11 protein-coding genes, 8 tRNA genes and 3 rRNA genes are annotated in these 16,062 nt (G+C 47.0%); 6 read left to right on the top strand and 16 right to left on the bottom strand.

Translation table 11 applies throughout. From position 1 onward, the window contains the following. Nucleotides 1-177: 177 nt before the first annotated feature. From tuf to VV1_RS05665, 5 genes are all read right to left on the bottom strand, one after another. Entirely contained in the window at nucleotides 178-1,362 is a 1,185-nt protein-coding gene (gene tuf / locus VV1_RS05685) for an elongation factor Tu (protein WP_011079194.1), read from the bottom strand. Nucleotides 1,363-1,463: 101 nt separating this feature from the next. After that, nucleotides 1,464-1,539: transfer RNA gene (locus tag VV1_RS05680), tRNA-Thr, on the bottom strand. 14 nt (nucleotides 1,540-1,553) lie between these two features. After that, a tRNA-Gly gene (locus VV1_RS05675) sits at nucleotides 1,554-1,628 on the bottom strand. Between the two features lie 35 nt (nucleotides 1,629-1,663). Beyond that, a tRNA-Tyr gene (locus tag VV1_RS05670) sits at nucleotides 1,664-1,748 on the bottom strand. A gap of 47 nt (nucleotides 1,749-1,795) precedes the next feature. Further along, nucleotides 1,796-1,871, bottom strand: a tRNA-Thr gene (locus tag VV1_RS05665). Nucleotides 1,872-2,082: 211 nt separating this feature from the next. Between VV1_RS05665 and coaA the strand changes: the two genes are divergently transcribed. After that, nucleotides 2,083-3,006: a type I pantothenate kinase gene (gene coaA, locus VV1_RS05660; RefSeq protein ID WP_011079193.1), complete on the top strand. Its 924-nt coding sequence runs from the start codon at nucleotides 2,083-2,085 to the stop codon at nucleotides 3,004-3,006. Nucleotides 3,007-3,037: 31 nt separating this feature from the next. Here the strand turns inward: coaA and birA are convergent, their stop codons facing one another. Further along, complete coding sequence (birA, locus tag VV1_RS05655) at nucleotides 3,038-4,006, bottom strand: bifunctional biotin--[acetyl-CoA-carboxylase] ligase/biotin operon repressor BirA (RefSeq protein WP_011079192.1); 969 nt, start codon at nucleotides 4,004-4,006, stop codon at nucleotides 3,038-3,040. Beyond that, complete coding sequence (murB, locus tag VV1_RS05650; RefSeq protein WP_011079191.1) at nucleotides 4,003-5,046, bottom strand: UDP-N-acetylmuramate dehydrogenase; 1,044 nt, start codon at nucleotides 5,044-5,046, stop codon at nucleotides 4,003-4,005. The genes birA and murB overlap by 4 nt, the downstream gene beginning before the upstream one ends. A gap of 63 nt (nucleotides 5,047-5,109) precedes the next feature. On the opposite strand from murB, the gene VV1_RS05645 reads away from it, so the two are divergent. The 4 genes from VV1_RS05645 (at nucleotide 5,110) to VV1_RS05630 (ending at nucleotide 7,944) form a co-directional block, all read left to right on the top strand. Further along, nucleotides 5,110-5,547 (top strand): GNAT family N-acetyltransferase, encoded by a 438-nt coding sequence (locus VV1_RS05645; RefSeq protein ID WP_011079190.1) that lies wholly within the window; start codon nucleotides 5,110-5,112, stop codon nucleotides 5,545-5,547. Nucleotides 5,548-5,636: 89 nt separating this feature from the next. After that, nucleotides 5,637-6,977: a CDP-diacylglycerol--serine O-phosphatidyltransferase gene (gene pssA, locus VV1_RS05640; protein WP_011079189.1), complete on the top strand. Its 1,341-nt coding sequence runs from the start codon at nucleotides 5,637-5,639 to the stop codon at nucleotides 6,975-6,977. A gap of 126 nt (nucleotides 6,978-7,103) precedes the next feature. After that, on the top strand, nucleotides 7,104-7,385 hold the full coding sequence (locus VV1_RS05635) for a helix-turn-helix domain-containing protein (RefSeq protein ID WP_013570954.1): 282 nt from the start codon (nucleotides 7,104-7,106) through the stop codon (nucleotides 7,383-7,385). A gap of 25 nt (nucleotides 7,386-7,410) precedes the next feature. Then, nucleotides 7,411-7,944, top strand: coding sequence for an IS630 family transposase (locus VV1_RS05630; protein ID WP_011079187.1), 534 nt, complete (start codon nucleotides 7,411-7,413; stop codon nucleotides 7,942-7,944). Between the two features lie 229 nt (nucleotides 7,945-8,173). On the opposite strand, the gene VV1_RS05625 is transcribed toward VV1_RS05630, so the two are convergent. From VV1_RS05625 to VV1_RS05595, 7 genes are all read right to left on the bottom strand, one after another. Beyond that, nucleotides 8,174-8,250: transfer RNA gene (locus VV1_RS05625), tRNA-Asp, on the bottom strand. A gap of 31 nt (nucleotides 8,251-8,281) precedes the next feature. Beyond that, nucleotides 8,282-8,397 (bottom strand): 5S ribosomal RNA (gene rrf / locus VV1_RS05620). 123 nt (nucleotides 8,398-8,520) lie between these two features. After that, a 23S ribosomal RNA gene (locus VV1_RS05615) occupies nucleotides 8,521-11,408 on the bottom strand. A gap of 277 nt (nucleotides 11,409-11,685) precedes the next feature. Further along, nucleotides 11,686-11,761: transfer RNA gene (locus VV1_RS05610), tRNA-Val, on the bottom strand. 28 nt (nucleotides 11,762-11,789) lie between these two features. After that, nucleotides 11,790-11,865, bottom strand: a tRNA-Lys gene (locus tag VV1_RS05605). A 1-nt stretch (nucleotide 11,866) separates the two neighbouring features. Further along, nucleotides 11,867-11,942: transfer RNA gene (locus tag VV1_RS05600), tRNA-Glu, on the bottom strand. 67 nt (nucleotides 11,943-12,009) lie between these two features. Next, a 16S ribosomal RNA gene (locus tag VV1_RS05595) occupies nucleotides 12,010-13,552 on the bottom strand. The 16S, 23S and 5S rRNA genes sit together here with 4 tRNA genes alongside, the layout of an rRNA operon. Nucleotides 13,553-14,083: 531 nt before the next feature. On the opposite strand from VV1_RS05595, the gene VV1_RS05590 reads away from it, so the two are divergent. Then, nucleotides 14,084-14,530, top strand: coding sequence for an RNA recognition motif domain-containing protein (locus VV1_RS05590; protein WP_011079186.1), 447 nt, complete (start codon nucleotides 14,084-14,086; stop codon nucleotides 14,528-14,530). Here VV1_RS05590 and murI read toward each other — a convergent pair. Continuing rightward, nucleotides 14,508-15,299: a glutamate racemase gene (murI, locus tag VV1_RS05585; RefSeq protein WP_011079185.1), complete on the bottom strand. Its 792-nt coding sequence runs from the start codon at nucleotides 15,297-15,299 to the stop codon at nucleotides 14,508-14,510. The two genes, VV1_RS05590 and murI, sit on opposite strands and share 23 nt — an antisense overlap. A gap of 33 nt (nucleotides 15,300-15,332) precedes the next feature. Then, on the bottom strand, nucleotides 15,333-16,016 hold the full coding sequence (locus VV1_RS05580) for a Dph6-related ATP pyrophosphatase (protein WP_043920930.1): 684 nt from the start codon (nucleotides 16,014-16,016) through the stop codon (nucleotides 15,333-15,335). Nucleotides 16,017-16,062 lie beyond the last annotated feature (46 nt).

Below are 16,062 nucleotides of genomic sequence, written 5' to 3'. Positions count from 1 at the left end.
GCAAACTCCATATCGCTGCACACAGTTAGCGACAGCGTATTTATTCTGATTAAGCTTCACTTCTCAATCAATTCTTCTTCACTCAAGATAACCCTGCACAATAAAGCAGCAAAAATTATATTGAGCGTAGAAAAAGGGCATCAAATGATGCCCTTTTTACTAGCTGTTCGTCAAATCTTATTCAAAGATTTTAGCAACAACACCAGCACCAACAGTACGGCCACCTTCACGGATCGCGAAACGTAGACCTTCGTCCATCGCGATTGGAGAGATTAGCTCAACAACCATTTGGATGTTGTCACCAGGCATTACCATTTCTACGCCTTCTGGTAGAGAGATATCACCAGTTACGTCAGTTGTACGGAAGTAGAACTGTGGACGGTAGCCTTTGAAGAATGGAGTGTGACGACCACCTTCATCTTTAGAAAGTACGTATACTTCTGATTCGAACTTAGTGTGTGGAGTGATTGAACCTGGCTTAGCAAGTACTTGGCCACGTTCTACTTCATCACGCTTAGTACCACGTAGTAGGGCACCAACGTTCTCACCCGCACGACCTTCGTCTAGAAGCTTACGGAACATCTCAACACCAGTACATGTAGTAGTTGTAGTATCTTTGATACCTACGATTGCTACTTCATCACCAACTTTCAGAATACCACGCTCGATACGGCCAGTTACTACTGTACCACGACCTTGGATTGAGAATACGTCTTCGATTGGCATTAGGAATGGTAGATCGATTGCACGCTCTGGCTCTGGGATGTAAGTATCTAGAGCTTCAGCTAGTTCGATGATTTTCGCTTCCCACTGCTCTTCGCCGTTTAGTGCGCCTAGTGCAGAACCTTGGATAACTGGTAGGTCATCACCTGGGAAGTCGTACTCAGATAGAAGTTCACGAACTTCCATTTCTACTAGCTCTAGAAGCTCTTCATCATCAACCATGTCACATTTGTTCATGAATACGATGATGTAAGGGATACCAACCTGACGGCCTAGTAGGATGTGCTCACGAGTTTGTGGCATTGGGCCATCTGTCGCAGCAACAACTAGGATACCACCGTCCATCTGTGCAGCACCAGTGATCATGTTTTTAACATAGTCAGCGTGTCCAGGACAGTCTACGTGTGCGTAGTGGCGAGCTGGAGTGTCGTACTCTACGTGAGAAGTAGAGATTGTGATACCACGCTCACGCTCTTCTGGAGCGTTGTCGATTGATGCGAAGTCACGAGCAGCACCGCCGTAAACTTTTGCAAGAGTAGTACAGATAGCTGCAGTTAGAGTTGTTTTACCGTGGTCAACGTGGCCGATAGTACCAACGTTTACGTGCGGTTTTACACGTTCAAATTTTTCTTTAGACATGAGTTGTCCCTCTAGGTACGGATTTAGGTGGCCCGAATTGACCACGCAACCAAAAAAGATAATTGGTAAATCTTATATCAAAAGGAAATAACTTTGAGAGCTGGTGCTGATAGGCAGACTCGAACTGCCGACCTCATCCTTACCAAGGATGCGCTCTACCACCTGAGCTATATCAGCACTCAAATTGTGAGTGGAGCGGGCAGCGGGAATCGAACCCGCATCATCAGCTTGGAAGGCTGAGGTAATAGCCATTATACGATGCCCGCAACACGTAACTCTGAGAGCTATTTCCTAAAGAATATGGTGGAGGGGGACGGATTCGAACCATCGAAGGCGGAGCCGGCAGATTTACAGTCTGCTCCCTTTGGCCACTCGGGAACCCCTCCAAATTTTTCAACCATTCTCACTACAATCACTATTAAGTGGGAGAGAATGGTGCCGACTACCGGAATCGAACTGGTGACCTACTGATTACAAGTCAGTTGCTCTACCTACTGAGCTAAGTCGGCATAAGTGGAGCGCATTCTAGTGAATCATTTCTTTGCTTGCAATAGCTTTTTTACAAAAAAATCTGATTTTTTGATAAAACAGAATCACCTGACGCAAAATCACACAATTCTCTCTTTTTTCAATGAGGATTCACTATTGTCATTTGCTTTCTGTTACTCATGATGTATTTTGCATTCTCTTTCACGATTCACATGGAAAGGAAGCGTTCATATGAGCCCATTTTTGTCATTTAGTCGCGCGACTTGGTCTGAATTACGTAATTCAGTGCCAATGACGTTGTCTGAAGAAGACTTAAAAGCATTGCAAGGGATCAATGAAAATCTCACCATGCAAGAAGCCGTGGAAGTGTATCTCCCTCTTTCCCGATTATTGAATCTTTATGTGCAGGCAAGGCAGAGCCGCAATTCGGTGCTCCATCAGTTTTTGAATAATGATGAACACGCTCCTCCTTTCGTCATCGGTATCGCAGGCAGTGTGGCTGTAGGTAAGAGCACCACCGCTCGGGTCTTATGTGCTCTACTCTCTCGCTGGGAAAATCATCCAAAAGTCGAACTGGTCACCACTGATGGTTTTCTCTATCCAAAGAAAGAGCTGGATCAACGCGGTATCATGCATAAGAAAGGCTTTCCAGAATCTTATGATATGAAGAAGCTGGTGCAATTTGTCTCTGATGTCAAAGCAGGTAAACCGGAGCTTGAGGTTCCTGTTTACTCGCATATTACTTACGACATTACGGAGGAAGTAAAGAAAGTAGATCGCCCCGATGTTTTGATCATCGAAGGATTGAATGTGCTGCAAAGTGGCATGGACTATCCACACGATCCTCATCGTGTTTTTGTTTCTGATTTCCTCGATTTCTCAATTTACGTTGATGCTGAAAGCAATACGATAGAACAATGGTATGTGGAGCGCTTTCTCAAGTTCCGTAAAGGCGCGTTTACTCAACCTGGCTCGTACTTTAGTCACTATACTCAACTTAGCGAGCAGCAAGCCATCGAGAAAGCGCAACAGATTTGGCGAGACATTAACGGCATTAATTTAACGGAAAACATTTTGCCAACCAAAGAGCGAGCTCAGCTGATTCTGCGCAAGGGCCCAAATCACTTGGTTGAAGAGATTCTGCTACGTAAATAGAGACACTGACTCAGAATACCATTCGATTTCGTTACTGATCGTTAGCTCGCAAAGAGATTTCACCACCCACAAATGTTTGAATCCCTTCCACGGTTTTTAGAATAACGCCACCTTGACTGTCAATGCCTTGAACTTCACCATGAATTTCTCTAGGGCCAATCAATAACTTAACTTGGCGGCCTTTAAAGTTATCCAATCGATTCCAACGCTCGATGAAGCCGTTTAAACCACATTGTTCATACTCAGAAAGGGCTTCACGCCATTTCGCCATTAACGTCAAAGCCAGTTCTGTTCGATCTAGCCTTGCTCCAGATTCAATCTGGCTGAGCGCTGTCCACGGTTGATCAATGGAATGACAATCTGCCTGCATTTGCATGTTTAGACCCATTCCAATCACCAAGTGAGCAGCGCCTCCGGCTTGGCCAGTCATCTCGACCAAAATTCCGGCCAATTTCTTATCTTGGTAGTAGACATCATTAGGCCACTTCAGTTTCACACCTTGAACCCCTAATGTTTCCAACGCTTCAACCGCAGCAATCCCCACAACAAGACTCAATCCCATCGCTGCTGCCATCCCAGCGTCCAGACGCCAGTACATCGACATATACAGGTTGGAGCCAAAAGGCGAAAACCACTGCCGCCCTCGTCGGCCTCGCCCTTGTGATTGATACTCAGCCAAACAAACATGGCCTGTTTGAAGGTTTTCAATACGTTCCAGTAGATACTGATTGGTTGAGTCAATCACAGGGATCACTTCAACATTATTTGCACTTTGCTCAACCAGCTGATGCTCATCAAGCAGCGTCATCGGCTGAGCCAGTTGATAGCCTCGCCCTTGAATTCGATAAACATCGACTCCCCAATCCTGCAATGCGTTAATGTGCTTTGAGATCGCCGCTCGAGAAATACCAAGTTCATGACCCAACGTCTCTCCAGAATGAAACTGTCCATCGGCTAGGCGTTTTAATAAATGCAGTTTAACAACGTGCTCTTTTCTCATGACTCTACTCTTAGCTCACTTAAACAGGTCTCACCGACAGTACTGATAAAGCGAACTTCATGTTCAAGTGCAATCTGATATTTGTCCCACACCGCATCGCAAATAAGGCTGGCCAACTGGATGATATCTTGCGCGGTACATGACTGCGCATTAGTCAACACTAACGCTTGTTTCGGGTGCACTTGAGCACCACCAACTTGCACCCCTTTAAAATCGCACTGGTCAATCAACCATCCAGCGGCTACTTTCATCTGTTCACCAGCAGGATACGCAACGATGTTAGGAAACTGAGCTTTTAGCTGCTGCCAATGGGCTTTATCGATAATGGGGTTTTTAAAAAAGCTGCCAGCATTGCCGATCTGCTTTGGATCTGGCAATTTCTCTCTACGAACTTCACAAACTTTGTGAAAGATACTCATTGGTGAAAGTTCATGCTCTGCAATTTCCTGCAACGGGCCGTAACTGTTATTCGCTTGCCACGTTTTAGGCAATTTTAACCCCACCGCGATCACTACGCATTGATTATAGAGGGCATGCTTAAATACTGAGTCACGATAGCCAAATTGACACTCTTCAGCACTGAGGCGACGTTGAGAAAAATCGTCCAGCATCAAAATATCCACGTACTGGCACACATCCTTAAATTCAACCCCATAAGCACCGATATTCTGAATCGGTGCCGAGCCTGCACAACCAGGAATCAAGGCAAGGTTCTCTAAACCACCAATCCCTTGTTGAACACACCACTCCACCAAGTTGGGCCAATCCTCTCCCCCCTCAGCGTGGATATAGTAAAACGATTCGTCCTCACTTAACGTTTTGCCAGAAAGACGATTCACCACCACGACACCAGAAAAAGGCTGGGTAAAGAGCACATTGCTGCCACTGCCAAGAATGAGCTTTGGCAACTCACGGAAATCTGGGTTGGCGTAGATGTCGACGAGTTCATCCACACTACCCACCTCAACCAGATAATGGCTACATTGCTCAATGGCGAAAGTATGGTACGGCTTTAAAGAGATATTTTGCTTAATTTGCATAGCATCAACGTATTAACTTAAACTTTGCCCATTCTACAACACTTATCCCGCAGGCACAGTGCCATGACACATTCAATTCACTTTGAAGTACTGGACCCCATCAAAGTTCCTATCATCAAAAAGCTCTATAAGGCCCATTATCCGGGCACGAAGGTAAAAAAAGATGAGCAGATTGTCGTAGCAATTCAAGATAAGCAGACCATTGGCGTTGTACGCTTTCGTCGGGTTGAAGAACATCAACTGATGACCGGCATGCTGGTCATACCCAGCCAGCGAGAAAAAGGGATCGCGCATTGCTTGCTCAAGTACTGTGCTGAAGAGCTTCTCAACGAAAAGGTCTTTTGCTTTGCTTATCGACACCTCGAACCTTTTTATGCTCAACATTCGTTCGTGACGGTTTCGTCCGAACAGTTGCCTAACTCACTGAAACAAAAGTTTCTACGCTATTCAGAAAGTGGCAAAGATCTCGTTCCTATGCAATATCAAGCACAAATCCGCTAAGAATTCGCGCTTTTCTGGTATTGGATTTAATAAATTTGGTAGAATCGGCAGCTTGCAATACTGCACATAACGAAGGTAATACACCCCATATGATGGCTAGCAGGAATCCTTTTGCACAGCTGCCCAGCATTGCTGTGGATGCTGATGCTCTGGAAGTTCTTCATACAGCGAAAGACTTCAGGACTCGCTTGATAGATGCGATCGCAAAAGCGACCTCTCGTATCTGCCTAGTGGCTTTGTATCTCGAAGATGATGAGGCCGGGCGAGAAATACTGACAGCGCTATACGAAGCTAAGCAACGCAATCCGGGTTTAGATATCAGCGTATGCGTTGATTGGCACCGAGCACAACGTGGCTTGATCGGTGCTGAAAAATCTGAAGGTAATGCTGCGCTTTACAAAGCGTTTGCGAACAAATATCAACACAAAATCCCTGTTTACGGCATTCCAGTTCGCGGTAGGGAAGTCTTTGGTGTACTCCATCTAAAAGGCTTCATTGTCGACGATACGGTGATTTACAGCGGAGCGAGCCTAAACAACGTCTACCTTCAGTACAGTGAGCGTTATCGCTTTGATCGATACCACGTCATTCATAATGAATCTCTTGCAGACACCATGTTCAATTTCGTCCAGAACGAAATGATAGCGCACCCTGCCGTGAATGATTTGGCAAAAGAAGATCGCCCCGAAACCAAAGAAATTAAGACCGCAATTCGTCAATTTCGATCAGCGTTAGCTCGCGCTAAGTATCGCTTTGAATCTCAAGAGGCTGCCGAACATCAATTTTCCATCACCCCCATGGTTGGCTTAGGAAAGAGGCGTAATTTCCTCAATCAAAACATCGCTAAGTTGATTGATGCAGCTCAAAGTGAAATATTCATATGTACGCCCTACTTCAACTTTCCTAAAGATATCGCGAAGGGCGTGAAACGTGCGTTAAAACGTGGCGTAAAGGTGACGATTGTTGTAGGCGATAAGACCGCTAACGACTTTTACATCGCACCAGACAAAGAATTCAAGACGATTGGTGGTTTACCCTATTTATATGAGCTGAACCTACGCAAGTTTGCTAAAGCTTATGAAGCTCAAATAGCAGCAAGAAACCTTTCTATTCGACTCTGGAAAGATGGCGATAACAGCTTCCATCTTAAAGGCATTTGGGTTGATAAACGCTACATGCTGCTGACAGGAAACAATCTCAATCCTAGGGCTTGGGCGTTGGATCTCGAAAATGGTTTGTTGATCCGAGATGATTTTGCGCAACTAACAGAACAGTTTGATTCTGAGGTCGACAATATTCTCCAGCACACTCAGTTAATTTGTACATACAAACAACTTGAGAAAGTCGAAGAATATCCGGAAGTGGTTCAGAAGTTAGTCCGAAAGATCACTCGCATTAAAGCCGATGGCGTACTAAAGAGAATTCTCTAGCATTGACAGCACATTTAAAACACTACTTAAGCCCAACGACACGTTGGGCTTTTTTATATGTGGAACTCCCCGAATGACGGCAAACTCCCGCGATATTTAATAGCCATCTAGCAAGGATAAGAAGGAGTGAGGGAAAAACCAGGAACGGGTCGCCCAGCATTTCTTAACGCGGAGCAGCGAGAGCAATTAAGTCAGTATATAAAAGCTCGAGCGATGGATTCGTCTGGCGGTCGATTAACTGGTAACGATATTCATGCTTATATCGTTAATGAATTTGGCAAACACTACCACCCAGATTCGATCTACTACTTGCTCAACCATATGGGCTTTGCTTGGATAACTTCACGCTCCAAGCACCCTCGTCAATCCCAGCAAATCCAAGACGATTTTAAAAAAATTCAAAATTGAAACGATCCTTAAGATCCCCGGCCACATGGGGCTTGATAACGTCGATGTCTGGTTTCAAGATGAAGCAAGATTTGGCCAGCAAAACACGACAACTCGACTTTGGGCTGAGCGTGGCTCAAGACCAAGAGTGGTAAAACAGCAGCAGTTTGAATATGCGTATTTGTTTGGCTCAGTATGCCCCGCTAGAGGTATTGGTGAGGCAATGGTCGTTCCTTGGGTTAACAAGAACATTATGGTTGAGCATCTGAAGCAGCTCTCCGCGGTGACCGAAAAAGGTCGTCACGCAGTGGTCATTATGGATGGCGCGGGTTGGCATACAAATGACATTGCTGAGCCATTTGACAATGTCAGTATCATCAAGCTCCCGCCATATTCACCAGAGCTAAACCCAATAGAACAAGTGTGGAGTTGGTTAAGACAACACTCTCTCGCCAATCAATCTTTTGCGGATTACGAAGACATTGTCTCCAAAGTATGTAGGGCTTGGAATAGTTTTTTGGAATGTTCGGCCAGAGTCAGACAAATGTGCTCGAGAAGCTGGATAGACCTGACCAGTTAATTTTCCAGATTGGTATAAGACAACACTACCTCGCCAATCAATCTTTTGCGGATTACGAAGACATTGTCTCCAAAGTATGTAGGGCTTGGAATAGTTTTTTGGAATGTTCGGCCAGAGTCAGACAGATGTGCTCGAGAAGATGGATAGACCTGACCAGTTAATTTTCCAGATTGGTATAATACAACCGATACAAAAAGACCTCAGCATTTCTGCTGAGGTCTGGAATAAGTGGCGGAGCGGACGGGACTCGAACCCGCGACCCCCGGCGTGACAGGCCGGTATTCTAACCAACTGAACTACCGCTCCGCACTGGTTAGACCTAAAGTCTAAATTAAAAGCCTGGCGATGTTCTACTCTCACATGGGGAAACCCCACACTACCATCGACGCTATTTCGTTTCACTTCTGAGTTCGGAATGGATTCAGGTGGGTCCAAAACGCTATGGTCGCCAAGCAAATTCTGTTTTTGTCTTCACTTTTTCTAAAAAAGTGAAAGCAAAAAATCTGGAAAGCTGTTTATGTTCTCTACACATTCAATGTTCTTACATCGAGTCCATCAAAACCCTTTGGGTGTTGTATGGTTAAGCCTCACGGGCAATTAGTACAGGTTAGCTCAACGCCTCACAGCGCTTACACACCCTGCCTATCAACGTTCTAGTCTCGAACAACCCTTCAGGATACTTAAAGTATCAGGGAAGACTCATCTCAGGGCTCGCTTCCCGCTTAGATGCTTTCAGCGGTTATCGATTCCGAACTTAGCTACCGGGCAATGCGTCTGGCGACACAACCCGAACACCAGAGGTTCGTCCACTCCGGTCCTCTCGTACTAGGAGCAGCCCCCTTCAATCTTCCAACGCCCACGGCAGATAGGGACCGAACTGTCTCACGACGTTCTAAACCCAGCTCGCGTACCACTTTAAATGGCGAACAGCCATACCCTTGGGACCGACTTCAGCCCCAGGATGTGATGAGCCGACATCGAGGTGCCAAACACCGCCGTCGATATGAACTCTTGGGCGGTATCAGCCTGTTATCCCCGGAGTACCTTTTATCCGTTGAGCGATGGCCCTTCCATTCAGAACCACCGGATCACTATGACCTGCTTTCGCACCTGCTCGAACCGTCATTCTCGCAGTTAAGCGGGCTTATGCCATTGCACTAACCTCACGATGTCCAACCGTGATTAGCCCACCTTCGTGCTCCTCCGTTACTCTTTGGGAGGAGACCGCCCCAGTCAAACTACCCACCAGGCACTGTCCGCAACCCCGATTAGGGGCCAACGTTAGAACATCAAACATACAAGGGTGGTATTTCAAGGACGGCTCCAACGCAACTGGCGTCACGTCTTCAAAGCCTCCCACCTATCCTACACATGTAGGTTCAATGTTCAGTGCCAAGCTGTAGTAAAGGTTCACGGGGTCTTTCCGTCTAGCCGCGGGTACACTGCATCTTCACAGCGATTTCAATTTCACTGAGTCTCGGGTGGAGACAGCGTGGCCATCATTACGCCATTCGTGCAGGTCGGAACTTACCCGACAAGGAATTTCGCTACCTTAGGACCGTTATAGTTACGGCCGCCGTTTACCGGGGCTTCGATCAAGAGCTTCGCTTACGCTAACCCCATCAATTAACCTTCCGGCACCGGGCAGGCGTCACACCGTATACGTCATCTTACGATTTTGCACAGTGCTGTGTTTTTAATAAACAGTTGCAGCCACCTGGTATCTGCGACTCTCGTCAGCTCCATCCGCAAGGGACTTCACCATCAAGAGCGTACCTTCTCCCGAAGTTACGGTACCATTTTGCCTAGTTCCTTCACCCGAGTTCTCTCAAGCGCCTTGGTATTCTCTACCCGACCACCTGTGTCGGTTTGGGGTACGATTCCTTACAATCTGAAGCTTAGAGGCTTTTCCTGGAAGCATGGCATCAATGACTTCACTACCGTAGTAGCTCGACGTCGTGTCTCAGCCTTAAGAGTATCCGGATTTACCTAAACACTCAGCCTACGCACTTGAACCTGGACAACCGTCGCCAGGCCCACCTAGCCTTCTCCGTCCCCCCATCGCAATTGTAAGAAGTACGGGAATATTAACCCGTTTCCCATCGACTACGCCTTTCGGCCTCGCCTTAGGGGTCGACTTACCCTGCCCCGATTAACGTTGGACAGGAACCCTTGGTCTTCCGGCGGGGAGGTTTTTCACCCCCCTTGTCGTTACTCATGTCAGCATTCGCACTTCTGATACCTCCAGCATGCTTTACAACACACCTTCAACGGCTTACAGAACGCTCCCCTACCCAATGTTCAAAGAACATTGCCGCAGCTTCGGTTTACAACTTAGCCCCGTTACATCTTCCGCGCAGGCCGACTCGACTAGTGAGCTATTACGCTTTCTTTAAATGATGGCTGCTTCTAAGCCAACATCCTAGCTGTCTAAGCCTTCCCACATCGTTTCCCACTTAGCTGTAATTTGGGACCTTAGCTGGCGGTCTGGGTTGTTTCCCTCTCCACGACGGACGTTAGCACCCGCCGTGTGTCTCCCGGATAGTACTTACTGGTATTCGGAGTTTGCAAAGGGTTGGTAAGTCGGGATGACCCCCTAGCCTTAACAGTGCTCTACCCCCAGTAGTATTCGTCCGAGGCGCTACCTAAATAGCTTTCGGGGAGAACCAGCTATCTCCGAGTTTGATTGGCCTTTCACCCCTAGCCACAAGTCATCCGCTAATTTTTCAACATTAGTCGGTTCGGTCCTCCAGTTGATGTTACTCAACCTTCAACCTGCCCATGGCTAGATCACTCGGTTTCGGGTCTATATCCAGAGACTATGGCGCCCAGTTAAGACTCGGTTTCCCTACGGCTCCCCTAGATGGTTAACCTTGCCACTGAATATAAGTCGCTGACCCATTATACAAAAGGTACGCAGTCACACCACGAAGGTGCTCCTACTGCTTGTACGTACACGGTTTCAGGTTCTATTTCACTCCCCTCACAGGGGTTCTTTTCGCCTTTCCCTCACGGTACTGGTTCACTATCGGTCAGTCAGGAGTATTTAGCCTTGGAGGATGGTCCCCCCATATTCAGACAGGATAACACGTGTCCCGCCCTACTCGATTTCACTGAACATGCATCTACAACTACGGGACTATCACCCTGTATCGTCGGACTTTCCAGACCGTTCGTCTAACACATGTAAAGCTTAAGGGCTAATCCAATTTCGCTCGCCGCTACTTTCGGAATCTCGGTTGATTTCTTTTCCTCGGGGTACTTAGATGTTTCAGTTCTCCCGGTTCGCTTCATTGAGCTATGTATTCACTCAATGATACTGGCTTATGCCAGTGGGTTTCCCCATTCGGAAATCGTAGACTCAAGTGGCTGTTACTGCCTCATCTACGCTTATCGCAAGTTACTACGTCCTTCATCGCCTCTGACTGCCAAGGCATCCACCGTGTACGCTTAGTCACTTAACCATACAACCCCAAAGGGTCTTTGTTAAACAACCAAAGTTGCTATCTCATTATTTGAATGAGCGAGATAGCGTTGATTTTGCCGGACTCAATTTCGAATAGTCACTAAAAGTGACCTTCCCAAGAACACTTGAATGTGTTTGTTGGTGTTTGTCCTAAAGACAAACATTGAGAACTTTACAAACAACAATAAATTGTTGTTTTGTCAGCTTTCCAAATTGTTAAAGAGCAGATTTCTTTCGAAACCATTTTTAAACACACTCGCAAGAATGCTTAAAGATGGTGGGCGATACCGGGTTCGAACCAGTGACCCCCTGCTTGTAAGGCAGGTGCTCTCCCAACTGAGCTAATCGCCCACATTATTTGTTTTCCCGTGGAAGGAAATGGTGGGTCGTGCAGGATTCGAACCTGCGACCAATTGATTAAAAGTCAACTGCTCTACCAACTGAGCTAACGACCCATGGTATCCCGTAGGGGAGTCGAACCCCTGTTACCGCCGTGAAAGGGCGGTGTCCTAGGCCTCTAGACGAACGGGACACTAAGATACTCTAAACTTTCTAAACCATATCAATCTGTGTGAACACTCATCGCAATAATCATCGTATAAGGAGGTGATCCAGCGCCAGGTTCCCCTAGCGCTACCTTGTTACGACTTCACCCCAGTCATGAACCACAAAGTGGTGAGCGTCCTCCCGAAGGTTAAACTACCCACTTCTTTTGCAGCCCACTCCCATGGTGTGACGGGCGGTGTGTACAAGGCCCGGGAACGTATTCACCGTGGCATTCTGATCCACGATTACTAGCGATTCCGACTTCATGGAGTCGAGTTGCAGACTCCAATCCGGACTACGACGCACTTTTTGGGATTCGCTCACTTTCGCAAGTTGGCCGCCCTCTGTATGCGCCATTGTAGCACGTGTGTAGCCCTACTCGTAAGGGCCATGATGACTTGACGTCGTCCCCACCTTCCTCCGGTTTATCACCGGCAGTCTCCCTGGAGTTCCCGACATTACTCGCTGGCAAACAAGGATAAGGGTTGCGCTCGTTGCGGGACTTAACCCAACATTTCACAACACGAGCTGACGACAGCCATGCAGCACCTGTCTCAGAGTTCCCGAAGGCACTCCAGCGTCTCCGCTGGCTTCTCTGGATGTCAAGAGTAGGTAAGGTTCTTCGCGTTGCATCGAATTAAACCACATGCTCCACCGCTTGTGCGGGCCCCCGTCAATTCATTTGAGTTTTAATCTTGCGACCGTACTCCCCAGGCGGTCTACTTAACGCGTTAGCTCCGAAAGCCACGGCTCAAGGCCACAACCTCCAAGTAGACATCGTTTACAGCGTGGACTACCAGGGTATCTAATCCTGTTTGCTCCCCACGCTTTCGCATCTGAGTGTCAGTATCTGTCCAGGGGGCCGCCTTCGCCACCGGTATTCCTTCAGATCTCTACGCATTTCACCGCTACACCTGAAATTCTACCCCCCTCTACAGTACTCTAGTCTGCCAGTTTCAAATGCAGTTCCGAGGTTGAGCCCCGGGCTTTCACATCTGACTTAACAAACCACCTGCATGCGCTTTACGCCCAGTAATTCCGATTAACGCTCGCACCCTCCGTATTACCGCGGCTGCTGGCACGGAGTTAGCCGGTGCTTCTTCTGTTGCTAACGTCAAATGATGCCGCTATTAACGACACCACCTTCCTCACAACTGAAAGTGCTTTACAACCCGAAGGCCTTCTTCACACACGCGGCATGGCTGCATCAGGCTTGCGCCCATTGTGCAATATTCCCCACTGCTGCCTCCCGTAGGAGTCTGGACCGTGTCTCAGTTCCAGTGTGGCTGATCATCCTCTCAGACCAGCTAGGGATCGTCGCCTTGGTGAGCCCTTACCTCACCAACTAGCTAATCCCACCTGGGCATATCCTGACGCGAGAGGCCCGAAGGTCCCCCTCTTTGGCCCGTAGGCATCATGCGGTATTAGCCATCGTTTCCAATGGTTATCCCCCACATCAGGGCAATTTCCCAGGCATTACTCACCCGTCCGCCGCTCGCCACCCGAGAAACAAGTTTCTCTGTGCTGCCGCTCGACTTGCATGTGTTAGGCCTGCCGCCAGCGTTCAATCTGAGCCATGATCAAACTCTTCAATTAAAAGTTTTTTTGAAGCTTTCGCTTCGGCTCAATGAATACTGAATAAATTGACTGTGCCGATACTTAGTATCGTTTTGGTCACTCAGTTCATTGATAAATCTTTTGGATTATCATCAACGAGTGCCCACACAGATTGATAGGTTTAAATTGTTAAAGAGCTTCTAACTTTCTTAGTGGCTTTGCCACCGCCTCGTTAGGGGTGCGTATCTTACAACGCTATTTTCGAGAGTCAAGCGTTTTTTTCAAACTTTCTTTCATCTCTTTCCTGACTTACTTTGTGATGTTTGTCTCACTCCGTGTCAGTGAGGCGGCATTATAAGGAGTTCTTTTCCGTGCGCAATACTTTTTTTCGAATTTAATTTTGATCGCTTAACAAAGCATCAAATTGGTCTTTTTTGCATATATTTTCGGCACATTTGACCCTCATCACACCATTACGTTGGAAAAAGACTAAGCATAAACTTAAGATTTGTGTGTCTATTTTGTTAATAGGCATTCATTTTTGTCTGTACCCTAATGTAGTAATCCAATATGACGTTTAAAAAAGTTATTGCGAGTGCCGCTCTGGCCATTTTGGGTGGTTTCATTTTCTCGCAGCTCGATATTTATCCTGCCATCAGTTTTGTTATTGGTGTTGTACTTACAACTTTACTTCTCTCTTTTTTTCCACACACGCCAACTCTTACTGATAGTGACTCTTCGCTTCCAACCAAAACACTTTATGTGGGTAACCTTCCCTATAAAGCGAATGAAACTCATGTTCGCGAACTGTTTGCACAACACGGCCAAGTTTATGGTGTACGTTTGATGAAAGATAAGCGTACGGGTAAAAGAAGAGGCTTTGGGTTTGTGGTGATGGCCAGTGGAGATGCTGAAAATGCTATCAATGCACTTAATGAAAAGGAGTATGCGCAACGTACATTGAAAGTTCGCATTGCAAATGAAATGAAACACCCTATAGAGGATAAAGTTCTATAGCGTTAAACCCCATCGTTTTTAGTGACCCATTCAGCGCAGCTTCATCCCAAGGCTGCGCTGTGCTAAAGATGCGCCACGGTGTCTTGGTACTTTGTGGTGATAATTGATGGAGGAGGCTCTGCACGCGACGAGCAATCGCTTCTCCAGAATCAACCAAAATGATCTCATCACCCAGCACTTGCTGTATTTCTTCTTTTAGCAATGGGAAATGGGTGCATCCTAATACCGCCACGTCCACTTTGTGTTTCATCGGTTTGAGTATCATTGCCAGCTCTTGCTGATCGACTTGACGCCCTCTTAGCTTCTCTTCGGCGATGTCCACCAATCGAGTCGAACCAAGTAACTCAACTTCTTTCTCATGCGCGAAATCACGGATGAGGTCGTGTGTGTATTGACGAGTCACCGTTGCTGGCGTTGCAATTAAACCCACGGCTCGATTCGCCAAAAGAGAAGCCGGTTTGATCGCTGGCACGACACCAACAACTGGAATAGGCAACTTCGCTCTTAAGGTGGGGAGTACAATGGTGCTGGCAGTGTTGCAGGCAATGACGACAAGGTCTATCGCAAATTGCTGTGTCATTTTGACCACCAGCGCTTCCACTCTTGCCAGTAAGGTTTCTTGCGATAGTTCGCCATAGGGATAGGCTTGGTTATCAAACAAATAGTAGTAGTTCACTTCAGGCAGTCGTTTGTTGATTTCCTGAAAAACCGACAACCCGCCAACACCGGAATCAAAAATCAATACATTCGGCTGATTTGAACTTTCCACTCTGATAAACCTACTTAGAATAAAACGACCAAATCATACTCTCTCATGCTGATTTAGCAACGTTGCGTTATACCTTTGATAGGTGAATCGTCCATCGGATTCTTGTACCGTCAACTGCAAACGTATTTCACCCGCAAAACCAGGCGCTTTAACCACAAGCGTATGGAATTCTCCATCCTCGCCACAAGGGTCAACATCAGCAGGAAGCGACGCCAACAGCTCGCGATTGTACCAGCGCCCACACCAGTCAGGCTTGAGCGCATGTCCATCCGTCGTAACGAGTATGGTTTTAATCTCGCGCGCAATAATTTCGTGGGCCAGATCGAGACTCGATTCACCAATGAGCGGAAACACACACTCCCACCCAGCAGGCTCAATATAGCTACGTCGATAATCGGCAATACCGTTGCAGAACATATCACCAAAGGCGACAGCATCAAGCTCAATTGCAGAGGCTTGCAGTGCATGAACTATCGTTTGTTGATACACCTCGTTTGACGGAAAGACTTGCGGCAAGGCAATTTTAATCAGCGGCAAGTTGAGTAGCTGAGCTTGCATCTCAACCACTGCTAATGGGGTTGCCTGAAAAGGGACCTCATTATCTACGTATGTCGTATAGAGACCGACGACTTGATAGTCTGGATGCTCCATTAATCTCAATAAGGTCAGAGTGGAATCTTTGCCACTTGACCAACTAATAACAACCTTCTTTTTCATCACGTACTCTGAAAAATAAAACCGCCCGAAGGCGGTTTGGAGAATG

Source organism: Vibrio vulnificus CMCP6 (assembly GCF_000039765.1).
Classification (GTDB): Bacteria; Pseudomonadota; Gammaproteobacteria; order Enterobacterales; family Vibrionaceae; genus Vibrio; species Vibrio vulnificus_B.
Note: the sequence above shows the minus strand (reverse complement) of the source record. Positions and strands in the feature narration are given on the sequence as shown.